Consider the following 11,369-nt stretch of genomic DNA (forward strand, 5'->3'; position numbering starts at 1 on the left):
TTACTTTAAAGCTTCGGTTAATACATTTATAATTTCGTCTTGTATGCTAGAAATTTTTTGTTCTGTAGTTCTGAATTTTTCTAATAGTATTTCTGGACTTTCTAAAGTATCTGCTTCTTGGTGTGGATTTTTAATATCAAGATTGTAGTTACGCTTTTTAATATCTTCAATAGATACTTTCCAAGCGTATTCATTTTCCACACGTTTGTTCCACCATTTTTTTTCAACATCAAACTCTTTAACGTTAATGGGTTTACTTTTGTTATAACTTTTGGCTCCTTTAGGGTATTGGTGCTCGTAATACCAAACGTCTTTAGTTGGTGTTCCTTTTTCAAAAAATAATAAATTGGTTTTAATACTTGTGTATGGGTTAAAAACACCATTTGGTAAACGCACTATGGTATGTAAGTTACATTTATCTAGTAACTCTTCTTTTAGCCGTGTTTTCATCCCTTCGCCAAACAAGGTACCATCTGGTAATACAATAGCACAACGACCGTTATTTTTTAATAGCTTAATAATCAAGGCTAAGAATAAATCGGCTGTTTCTTTGGTTCTAAACTTTTTAGGGAAGTTGGTTTCGGTACCATCTGCTTCTACTCCTCCAAAAGGTGGATTAGAGAGTATAATATCTAACTTGTCTTTGGCTCCCCAATCTGCATAGGGTTTGCTTAACAAATTATCTCTACGTACGGCTGGCAAATCAAAACCATGTAACATTAAATTTGTGGTACACAGTAAATGTGGTAATGGTTTTTTCTCTATACCACGTATCGATTTTTGTAATACGTCTCTTTCCTTATGTCCTTTTACTTGGTTTCTAACATGATCTATAGTACAAGTTAAAAAACCACCTGTACCACAAGCAGGATCTAATACACTTTCGCCTAATTGCGGATTAATCATATCTACCATAAACTGCGTTACAGCTCTTGGTGTGTAATACTCACCTGAAGAACCTGCAGATTGTAGGTCTTTTAATATGGTTTCGTAAATATCGTTAAATACGTGGCTTTCTTTAGAGTCGTTAAAATCTATTTGGTTAATCACATTTATGACTTGACGGAAGAGTGTTCCGTTTTTCATAAAGTTATACGTATCATCAAAAACAGAACGTATAATTTTAGCTTGTGGACTTAATGTAATATCCAGTTCTTTTAAAGCTGGAAATAGTTCAGTTTCTATAAACTCCATTAAAGCATCGCCTGTTAAGCCCTCATCATCAGCTGCCCAATTTTGCCATTTTAAGTGTTCGGGAATTGGCGATTGGTAATCGTCTATGGTAATTTCCCATTCTTCTTCTTTATCGGCAAATATTTTCATAAAAAGCATCCATACCATTTGCGAGATACGTTGTGCATCTCCATCTACTCCAGTGTCTTTACGCATGATATCGCGTATGCCTTTTATGTTTGTTGTTATGTTACTCATTAAGCTATATTGTATATTTCGTTTTCTAATTCTTTAATCGCTTGTTCAAAATCTTTCTTTTTACCAAATGCTCTTACCAATTCAACTGGAGAACCCATTTGGCTTAAAGGTTGTACTTTGAGTACAGAACCTTGTTCTATAGACACAATGCCTTCTTTTTCGTATTTATCTAATAAACTATTTAAAACCTTTTGTGCTGTTTCACTATACTTAGAAAAGTAATTGCGCTTACGAACATTGTTTGCACGTTCTTGTCGTGTTAAAGCAGGTTGATCAAAAGCAATGTGGCAGATTAAATCGAATGCATCTAAATCTTGACCAACATCTTCACGAAGAGCTTCTAACAACACACCATGTTCGGCTAGTTCTTTTATGAGCTCTTCTTTCTTTTCTGAGTCGTTCCATCGTTGGATAAAATCGTCTAAAGAAGCAAACTCTTTTGTTATATTTTTTCTAGAATAATCTTTTAAAGATTCTGTTATTAACTTACCGTCTTTTCCGTAATACTGTACGCGTTCATTAACTATGGAAACAGGTATTTGATTGACGTAGTATTTTTTTACTTCGTCGTCTTCTCCATCAATAGTTATGTCTGGAGTTGTTGGCTTAAAAACATCAGGCTTACTTGGATCTCCAATATCTGGTTCTGTTGGGTCAATAACATCTGGCGGAACTACTGGTTCGTTGGGAGCAGGCTCATAGATTTGAACGGGATCTCCATCAAAATCTGGTCTAGCGAATATGTTAGTAGCTTTTCTGAAATCCATTATAGTAAAATAGACTTTACCTTCAGCCTCTCTAATGCGAGTTCCTCTACCTATAATTTGCTTAAATTCTGTAACCGATTGAATGTTGGATTCTAAAACAATAAACTTTACCATTTTAGTATCGATACCTGTTGTTAGCATTTTAGACGTTGTAGCAATTACTGGAAAACGTTCTTCAACATCTGTAAAGTTATCTAACTCCTGTTTTCCAACTTCATCATCACCAGTTATCTTAACACAATAGTTCCAATGTTTAGCAACTAGATCAGCGTTTTCATTTATTAAAGCTTGTCGCATTCTGTTAGCATGGTCAATATCTACACAGAATACAATAGTTTTGGCGAAGCGATCTGTTGCTTTTAAGTATTCAGTAATTTTTTGTGCTACAACTTGTGTTCGTTCATCTATTGCTAATTTTCTATCGTAATCTTTAAGGTTATAGATACGATCTTCCACCTCATTACCATACTTGTCTCTCAAGCCAGCAGTTGGTCTCCAGCCATCATCTACATTTGTTGTGATTCTTACGACTTTATAAGGCGCTAAAAAGCCATCATCAATTCCTTGTTTTAATGAATATGTATAAACAGGCTCTCCAAAATATTCCATATTAGAAACATCTTTAGTTTCCTTTGGCGTTGCTGTCAATCCAATTTGTGTAGCTGAACTAAAATATGTTAACACATCTCGCCATGCTGAAGCTTCTGAAGCACTTCCTCTATGGCACTCGTCAATAACTATTAAATCGAAAAAATCTGGACTAAATTCTTTGTACGCATTTTTATCCTCGTCTGTACTTGTTAAGCCTTGATACAATGCGAAATATATTTGATAGGATTTGTCAATCTTTCGGTTTTTAATAATGTGCATGATATCATTTCCGAAAGGAGAAAAGTCGCCATTCTTTGTTTGTGTTAATAAAGCATTTCTATCTGCAAGAAATAAAATACGCTTCTTCACTCCTGTTTTCCATAGTCGCCAAATTATATTAAATGCAGTATAGGTTTTTCCAGTTCCTGTTGCCATAACTAGGATAATCCTATTTTGCTCTTTAGCAACAGCTTCTAACGTTCTATTAACTGCGTTTTGTTGGTAATACCTTGGCGTCATTCCGCTATCATCTGCGTAATAATCCTTTTGCACAATTTCTTGAGCTTCTGGAGTTTCAATATTTGCATGCTTTAAATACTTCTTCCATAGAGTTTCAGGAGAAGGGAAATTATCTAAAGTTAACTCTTCTTCTAAAGTTCCGTCTGTTCTTGTTTTATCATGAAAGACAAAAGAATCTCCATTAGAAGTAAACACAAATGGAATTTGTAAAATTTCGGAATATTCTAAAGCTTGTTGCATACCATGACCAACTGCTTTTTTATTGTCCTTAGCTTCAATAATTGCAATTGGGATATTAGACTTATAATATAGAATGTAATCTGCTCGTTTATTTTTCCCTCTAGTATAGAGGTTTCCTTGAACAATGATTCTACCATCTGTAAAAGAGACTTCCTCTCTTACCTGAGTTCTCATATTCCATCCTGCTTTTTGAATAGCTGGATTGATAAACTTTGTGCATATATCTCTTTCTGAGAGGTCTTTTTTATTCATTTAAAGCTAAAAATATTCGTACGATTAAATGATAATTGATATCATACAATCATAAATTAATTATTAAAAGTGTCAACAATCTAATTAATTATATAGGGAGAGTTTAAAGATAGAAACTTTAAGAATTAAGCAAAAGGAAAACACTAAAATTATTACCTTTGATTTGCGATGCAGAGATTTATTTTCAAGGCGCTCCATAATAAAGTGTAGTTCCTATTGGACTGTATCCTTCAAGGCGATGGCTTTGGTGTCTTTATTTGTTAGTCTTCCTTATAATTTATTCGTTTACGAATGCCTCCACTTTCAAGATAGATAATGACACCCGCTTTATAACACTTGTCTAATGTTTAAGTTTCACGAATGGCTGCACTTTGCTTATTTTTTTAGAAGTAATCCGCTTATTCCCTTCTCGTCTCACAGCCAAACGGACTTAATAAACCACAAGTTAGAGTCATATTTTGAAAAGCCCAAACTTTTAAGAATGGCTACTATGAGTTATTATATGCTTTTTACTAATGTATTTAATGGACATCTGATATTCCTTATTAGATTAGAAATCTAATAAAACAATTTAATTTATTAAAAGCTAAACTTATCAAGACTTAAAGTAATACCTGTTTGAATTGAATATATAATATCATCATATCTAATATTTAAATAATCTCTACCATAATAAGCAGAAATAAAGTAACCAATTGCTCTATGATTCTTAGGAGCAATTTCGAATAGCCCCTTTACTCCTAGACGATATTTATTATTGTCATTAATTAAATTTGGACTAAACTTATCTAAATTATCCAAAATATATTCAAAATCAATTCTAGCATGATGTTCAAATCTTTTTGCTAATCTTTTTGTTCTATAATCATACTTTAACAAAACTCTGTGCCTCCCATAAGTATCTTCTTGCTCTTTAGAATATGCTAAAGCACTTGTGTCATCTCCAAAATCATATCTATAACCTAAACTAATTTGACGTAAAGACCCTATTGACTTAACATAAGTCCCTTTAGTAGCCTCTAGATAAATATAATTTGTTGAAAAATCACCATCTAAATATGAATTTCTATATGAAGTTAAATCATTATCATCTGGATAGTAATAAAACCCAGGAGGTTGCCCATTACTATAATGATGTACTCTTAAAAGAGTATTTACAAATTTTAAATTTTCAGTTTTTGAATTAATCATTTGGTTTTCTGGAGTTTGATCTTTCCCAAACACCCATCCTGTGTAATTATTATATAAAGATAAATACCAACTAAACCCTACTTTATTATTACCAGGAGTAAGCGGTTTTGAATCGTCTAAAGTCATTCGAAAAGTACCATTATAATCAAAAGTGATCTTATTTCTTTTATAACTTTGATATCCTGTATTTCTTCCAAAAAATAATGGGAAGCTTAAATTTATGTTTGCCTCCATTAAATAATTATTACTACTATTACCTTCCCCATTTATTAATGGGATTCTTCGATCTGATACTGAAGATACTAATGGTAATATTGATAAATAAGATACTTCTTGATTGGCAATCCATGATTTTTGTAAAATATTATAAATGGTCTCTTCATGTTTGATTTGTTTTAAATCAATTTTATCTCTTGAAATTAAAGTATCATTCTGTGCTATTACAAAAGAGTTTATCAAGCACATCATTGGAAGCGCAATTGTTAATTTACTGATTTTCATGCTTTTAATTTTCTTTAGTCTCGATTTCACTTTCCTTCTCTTTTACATCCTCCTCATTTTCAGAATCATCAATATCATCATTTTCTGATTTTTTATCCATTAATTGTAATTCTTGTAATTGTAATTCCTTAGTAGTATTTATTAATTCTTCAAACAATACTTTGTACTCGTCTTTTGTTATAAAATTATTATAAGCTGCTTCGTTTAATCTATACAATCCGCTTCTTAAGATATTTAAGGAATATGATTTTAAAGTTATCTGCTCTAAACTTTTTGTGATATTTTTAGTAATATCTGCGGTTGCAGTTAGATCACTTCCTTTATTAGCACTTAAATTAGCAGTTAATTCTTTAATTATAGATAATCCAGCGTCGGGTTGTTCTTCTGCTAGATATTTGACTTTATATATGCTATCGATATAAATACTTGATATACCAACTCTTTTTGTAACATCGAAATAAGAAGTACCAAATGAGCCTTTGGGATCAATTGTACTTATTCTATTTGGAATATACCCAGCGGTTGTATCACCTTTTAATTTGACTACTCCAGATGCACATCCAGATAACTGGATTAATAAAATAATTGCAATAAATTTTAATGAGTTTTTCATAATATGATTGGTTTAGTTAATTGCTAACCTAACATCAAGCACATACAAGTAGATCTATACCCAATATAGGGTACATTGTTATGCGATTAATTAAAGGTATACACAGTGTCATTATTTGTGTACATCGTTGGTGTCAACAACATTAATTAAACCTCATGAGCTTAAGTAGCTCAATTATAGAAGTATCTAAATATAATGAAAAATGTAATGGGTTGATTGAAAAGATATTAACAGTTTGTTGAAAAGGGACTTTGCTAAGCTTTTTTTATACCTAACGTTATTCTATTAAGAAGGTGTTAGTCACTTTTTTAATCTGTACATTAAAGATTGGGTAATTAAGTAATTGATTATACACGTTGGTGGCAATCTTATTATTATTATTATTCAAATAATTTTTTTTCATTAATGATTTCTCTTTTTGCGTCTTCTGTCATATACATTGTTTTACAAGATGGACAAAATAAATAGTATTCATAATAATATGATTGGTTTGCTTTAATTTTTCTTTTTTTTGGTTTCTTTTTTATTACAGATTCACCACATTTTCTGCATTCGTCCCCTACGTTTTCTATTTTAACCTTACTTTTTTCGGTATATGTCCTATTAGAATAAGAAGTTTGTTCACTATCAACTTCTTGTGGTTCATATCCAATGTCCTCAATGAGTTCTTTTGAGTTTATTCCATTATTTGCAAGAGTATCACACCTTTCATTTTCTAGATGTCCAGAATGACCTTTAATCCAATTAAATTCAACATTATGTTCAGATATCACATTTAATAATCTATTCCATAAATCACTATTAATTGCTGGTACATTCTTTTTTCTTTGCCAACCATTTTTATTCCATTTTTCAGCCCAGCCCTTTGTAATTCCGTTAATCACATATTTTGAATCGGTAAAAACCTGAACATTAGATTTAGTTTTTAGTTGTTCAAGACCAAAAATTACTCCCATTAATTCCATTCGGTTATTTGTAGTTAATTCATAACCTTTAAAAAACTCTTTTCTTCTTCCTTTGTACGACAATATAACTCCAAAACCACCTTTACCTGGATTTGGTGAAGCTCCTCCATCTGAAAAGAGTTCAATATCTGGAATTTCTGTCCATTCTTTCATGGTTGCTCATGTGTTTGCTAACGTGTTCGATGGTTTCATAACGGTATTACCAAGTTAGCAATTAAAACTAAACCATTGTTCAGTAGTGTTATAACTTCAGATAGGAATTTCAGAGTAATGATCTATACCTGTTTTTGGCAAATGGTTTTAATCTAAATTCTGTTCATCTCCGCAATATGGACAAAAGGCAAAACCTTCATCTAACCTGTTACTACATTCTGAACATAGTGTTATTTCTTCTATTACTGATTTAAAAGGAACATTTGTTTTGAAAGTGAAATCATCTGGAATTTCTTTTAAAAAACTAGATTCATTTCCTTTTTCTGTTATCAAGAATAGTTCATCTTTCGCTCTAGTAATTGCTACGTAAAAAAGTCGTCTTTCTTCTTCAAGTAACATATCGTGATTTGATTCTTTTATCACTTGATAAATTCTATCCTCCATCCAAATGTCAGGAAATCCTCCCGCACCTTGGGTAAGTCCAATTATAAAAACAGCTTTAGCTTCTAAACCTTTAGAAGCGTGAATAGTCTTCCCAGAAACAAATACTCCTTCTTATTTAAATCGTTCAAAATATGGACTATACATTTTGGTTCTTCGATAAAGAAACAATATATCCTCTTTATTATAACCTTTATTTTTTAATTGATTCACTTGGTTAAGAACATATTCTAAGTTTTCAGATTGATCTTTCCCTGAGTAGATATGTATTTTACTACTGGATTTTTTATTGGATTTGACGTCTTTATCTACTTTAAATTTATTATGTTTAATAACCTCATTACTTGCTCCGACAATATGTTCAGTACTTCGGTAATTCATACTCAACTTAATTGTTTCTGAATCTGAACTTTCCTGAAATAGGTTGACTAAAAATTAATCACTTAATTATAGTCACTTATGAAAACACAAAATGAACACTGGCGAAAAAAAAGCTATCAAAAAGTAACTTTAGAAACCAAACTTTTAGTTGTTGACCAAATCTTAAACGGTCAAGTATCTACCAACTTCGCATCTAAAAAGTATGATGTTCCGAGAACTACCATTACCTATTGGTTGAGAAAATACAGTACCTTAGTACAACAAAACAATGGTATGAGTAAAGACAAGGAAATTAAAAAACTTAAGGAAAAGATTGAAGAACTAGAGTTTCAAAAAGACTTTCAGCAAGATATCATTGCTGATATGGAACTCATTACAGGAGTCGATATGTCAAAAAAGTCATTACCCAAAACATTAGCAAAAGAGATAGAGCTAAAGAAAAAACAGCGTATAAAAGAAAATGGCTCTATGGATGTTTTGGGATATCTAAACAAGCCTTCTACAAAAGACTCAAAGCCCAACAAAAACAAGAAATAGACCATCAAAAACTTATTAAAATGGTTAAAGACTACCGTAAAAAAGTAGGCTCCAAAACTGGTGGAATAAAACTACATACTGAACTTAAACAAGACTTTATTAACGATGATATTAAAATTGGTAGAGACAAATTCTATCGCTTTTTAAGGTATTATAATTTACTGGTTCCTAAACGCAAAAACTACATCACAACCACAAACTCTAATCACATGTACAGAAAATACAAAAATATCGTAAAAGACCACGTTCCTACTCGACCAGAACAACTATGGGTAAGTGATATAACATACATTAAAACCCAAGACGGTCATAATTATTTAGCAATCGTAACTGATGCGTATTCTAAGCAAATTATGGGCTACAAAATAGATAATCATATGAGAACATCACTTTGCACAGATGCCCTCGCTATGGCTATTAAAAATAGAAAGTATCCCAGTCATAAACTTATTCATCATTCTGACAGAGGGTTTCAATACTGTAACCCAAAATACACCGAGTTTGCTGAAAACAATGGAATTACCTTGAGTATGACCGAGCAATACGACCCTTATGAAAATGCTATTGCCGAACGCATTAATAGAACTCTTAAATATGAATACGGATTAAAACAAACCATTAAAAACACTGACCTAGCTCAAAAAATGACCGAGCAAGCTGTATATATTTATAACAATCTGAGAACGCATTTTAGCCTGGATCTAAGAAAACCTGCCGAAGTCCATTTAAATCCAAACATCAAATACAAATCCTATCGAAAAAATAATGTAAATTTACCTGAACTAACGATTTAAAAACAGACCTAGTTCAAACTATTTTTTTGCCTTATAAACGGCTGAAAAAAATCTTTTGAACGTCGAAATAATAAATAAAAAAGGTCAACCTATTTCAGTATAATACAATCTTTGAAATGTTCTTTAAAGTTGACTATATAATCTACATTAGAACCTCTAAAGCCATAAATACTTTGCCAATCATCACCAACACAGAAAAGTTGATTTTTATCTGAAAGTAAAAGCTTAATTAATTCAACCTGCAAGTTGTTTACATCTTGAAATTCATCTACTAAGATATATTCGTATTTTTTTCTAAATTTCTCTACTATTTCACAATGGTTTTTAAAGAGTGAAATGGTTTTGGTAATCATATCATTGAAGTCCAAATATGATTTGTTTGTGCAATATGCTTGATATTGTTCAATAATAGGAATAGTTAGTTTGTAAAAATCTCTTACACGTTCGTGTTGGTCTTTTTGAGATTCATTCAACACAGTTTGCGTAGGAATGTTTTCCACTTTAAACATATCAACTACTCTCATTGTTTGGCGTAAAAAATCCTTTACTTCCTTATGATAAGTGCTAAATTCTTCTTCAAATGATAAGGCAGTTGAAAAGTGATAATTTGAAGGAAGTCGGTTTTTTACAATCCTTTCTAATACCAAATTAAAAAGAGCTGTATCTTTAGTTTGATGCTCAAAGGTTTTAACTAAAAGTTTATTTGCTTCATTAAATTGTTGTTCTTTTCCTTTCGTTGGATAACTTTTATTACTTACGTGTTCTATGTAGAGATTTGCTTCGGGAATAAAAAAGTCTGGTCGAAAGTCAAAATCTCTAAAATTCACCTTGGGCTCATACTCAAATTTAATACTATGTCGATAAAGCCAATCCGAAATATACTGTTCCGATTTTGAACGAACTTTAGTTCCATTCAATGTTGTATAAAACTTGCCATCTTTAGGTAATGAAAACCGTTTGCTTTTTTCAACATGAATTTTGTCAATCATGTAATCCAAAATATACCTCTTAAGATCGAGCAAATACTTATTTGATTCACAATTTTCTATAAGTATTTTATGAATTACTTCAAAAGATGTTTCTGTAGCAGAATATCTTGCAAATTCATCATTTGTTGCTTTGTTTTCACCAATAATTTTGAATTTATTATCAAATTCATTTACTCCAAAATTCCTGAGAATACTATAACAGAGACTATGGAATGTTCTTAAAGTTAGGTTATCAATCCATTTGTATTTCTTCGTAAAAAAATGACGTTCAGTATCTTTCTCTTTTATGCTTCTATTTTTGTCTACAAGTATCTCAGCATATTCTTCTGTGTCATCGGCAGAAATGATTAGCCTATCTAACATTTCATTTGCAGCATTTTTTGTAAATGTAATTGCTAGAATATTGCTTGGATTAACACCTTTTTCTTCAATTAGATATATCAGTTTTGAAGTAATGTTTTAGTCTTACCTGAGCCAGCGCCAGCTAAAACTAACAGTCTTCTGCATTCGCTTACAACTGCTTGCCTTTGTTTTTCATTAAGGCCGCTTAAATCAGTTTTTGTTTCTCGCACAGATTGTGTTTTTTTCTGTTATTTGCCAAATTTGTTGCCAACGTGTTCCTGTATGACTAGTTGTGTTGACTAGGTCTAAGTTAATAAAAGAAAACGAACCTGAGGAAAACCCGCTAGGATTTTCCGAGTATACAAAGAATAAATGTTTAATTATACACGTTGTTAGCAGCTGGAATAATTTTATTAATTACAATTCTATGTTCTTTAGTATCTGGTAATGCAATTCCGCCTTTTGTTTTCTTTCCAACTGGCATGTTTGAAATAACTTTCATAGTTGCCAATAAAGCTCCTGAAGTATCAGATTTTACTTGATTCCTATCAAATAGAGATCCATTTTTTTTGAAGTTACAACAGAACTCGTTTCTCCTTTTGCTTCTATATTCAAAATGTGATACTTATTTCATTTACACAATTGTGTACAACGGGATTTTA

10 protein-coding genes and 1 pseudogene are annotated in these 11,369 nt (G+C 31.4%); 2 read left to right on the forward strand and 9 right to left on the reverse strand.

The features are described from left to right. The 7 genes from MUN68_RS10875 to MUN68_RS10905 form a co-directional block, all read right to left on the reverse strand. On the reverse strand, window positions 1-1,431 hold the full coding sequence (locus MUN68_RS10875; RefSeq protein WP_249996505.1) for a class I SAM-dependent DNA methyltransferase: 1,431 nt from the start codon (window positions 1,429-1,431) through the stop codon (window positions 1-3). Then, window positions 1,431-3,800 carry an EcoAI/FtnUII family type I restriction enzme subunit R gene (gene hsdR / locus MUN68_RS10880; protein ID WP_249996504.1) on the reverse strand — a complete coding sequence of 790 codons (2,370 nt, stop codon included), beginning with the start codon at window positions 3,798-3,800 and terminating at the stop codon, window positions 1,431-1,433. Before hsdR ends, MUN68_RS10875 begins: the two co-directional genes overlap by 1 nt. A 579-nt stretch (window positions 3,801-4,379) precedes the next feature. Further along, window positions 4,380-5,492 carry a hypothetical protein gene (locus tag MUN68_RS10885; protein ID WP_249996503.1) on the reverse strand — a complete coding sequence of 371 codons (1,113 nt, stop codon included), beginning with the start codon at window positions 5,490-5,492 and terminating at the stop codon, window positions 4,380-4,382. 4 nt (window positions 5,493-5,496) lie between these two features. Next, the gene (locus MUN68_RS10890; protein ID WP_249996501.1) at window positions 5,497-6,105 is read right to left on the reverse strand and encodes a hypothetical protein; all 609 of its coding nucleotides are present in this window, start codon (window positions 6,103-6,105) and stop codon (window positions 5,497-5,499) included. Between the two features lie 380 nt (window positions 6,106-6,485). Beyond that, window positions 6,486-7,223, reverse strand: coding sequence for a ribonuclease HI (gene rnhA / locus MUN68_RS10895; protein WP_249996500.1), 738 nt, complete (start codon window positions 7,221-7,223; stop codon window positions 6,486-6,488). A 147-nt stretch (window positions 7,224-7,370) separates the two neighbouring features. Then, a complete protein-coding gene (locus MUN68_RS10900; RefSeq protein ID WP_317134792.1) occupies window positions 7,371-7,751 on the reverse strand; it encodes a 3'-5' exonuclease in 381 nt (126 codons plus the stop codon). A gap of 27 nt (window positions 7,752-7,778) precedes the next feature. Continuing rightward, complete coding sequence (locus tag MUN68_RS10905; RefSeq protein WP_272792364.1) at window positions 7,779-8,045, reverse strand: 3'-5' exonuclease; 267 nt, start codon at window positions 8,043-8,045, stop codon at window positions 7,779-7,781. Window positions 8,046-8,123: 78 nt separating this feature from the next. Here MUN68_RS10905 and MUN68_RS10910 point away from each other — a divergent pair, with 78 nt between their 5' ends. Then, window positions 8,124-8,582, forward strand: a complete 459-nt coding sequence (locus tag MUN68_RS10910; RefSeq protein ID WP_249997589.1) for a helix-turn-helix domain-containing protein — start codon at window positions 8,124-8,126, stop codon at window positions 8,580-8,582. Then, window positions 8,528-9,376, forward strand: coding sequence for an IS3 family transposase (locus tag MUN68_RS10915; RefSeq protein WP_249997590.1), 849 nt, complete (start codon window positions 8,528-8,530; stop codon window positions 9,374-9,376). The genes MUN68_RS10910 and MUN68_RS10915 overlap by 55 nt, the downstream gene beginning before the upstream one ends. 89 nt (window positions 9,377-9,465) lie before the next feature. On the opposite strand, the pseudogene MUN68_RS10920 reads toward MUN68_RS10915, so the two are convergent. Further along, a pseudogene (locus MUN68_RS10920) lies at window positions 9,466-10,937 on the reverse strand (UvrD-helicase domain-containing protein). Between the two features lie 146 nt (window positions 10,938-11,083). Further along, complete coding sequence (locus MUN68_RS10930) at window positions 11,084-11,209, reverse strand: hypothetical protein (protein ID WP_272792366.1); 126 nt, start codon at window positions 11,207-11,209, stop codon at window positions 11,084-11,086. Window positions 11,210-11,369 lie beyond the last annotated feature (160 nt).

The organism is Psychroserpens ponticola (assembly GCF_023556315.2).
In the GTDB taxonomy this organism is placed as follows: Bacteria; Bacteroidota; Bacteroidia; order Flavobacteriales; family Flavobacteriaceae; genus Psychroserpens; species Psychroserpens ponticola.

Excerpts from the sequence above, each read along its gene's own strand:
- MUN68_RS10875 (WP_249996505.1), bottom strand. The coding sequence starts at position 1,431 with ATGAGTAACATAACAACAAACATAAAAGGCATACGCGATATCATGCGT.
- MUN68_RS10890 (WP_249996501.1), bottom strand. The coding sequence starts at position 6,105 with ATGAAAAACTCATTAAAATTTATTGCAATTATTTTATTAATCCAGTTA.
- rnhA (WP_249996500.1), bottom strand. The coding sequence starts at position 7,223 with ATGAAAGAATGGACAGAAATTCCAGATATTGAACTCTTTTCAGATGGA.
- MUN68_RS10905 (WP_272792364.1), bottom strand. The coding sequence starts at position 8,045 with ATGAATTACCGAAGTACTGAACATATTGTCGGAGCAAGTAATGAGGTT.
- hsdR (WP_249996504.1), bottom strand. The coding sequence starts at position 3,800 with ATGAATAAAAAAGACCTCTCAGAAAGAGATATATGCACAAAGTTTATC.
- MUN68_RS10930 (WP_272792366.1), bottom strand. The coding sequence starts at position 11,209 with ATGAAAGTTATTTCAAACATGCCAGTTGGAAAGAAAACAAAAGGCGGA.
- MUN68_RS10885 (WP_249996503.1), bottom strand. The coding sequence starts at position 5,492 with ATGAAAATCAGTAAATTAACAATTGCGCTTCCAATGATGTGCTTGATA.
- MUN68_RS10910 (WP_249997589.1), top strand. The coding sequence starts at position 8,124 with ATGAAAACACAAAATGAACACTGGCGAAAAAAAAGCTATCAAAAAGTA.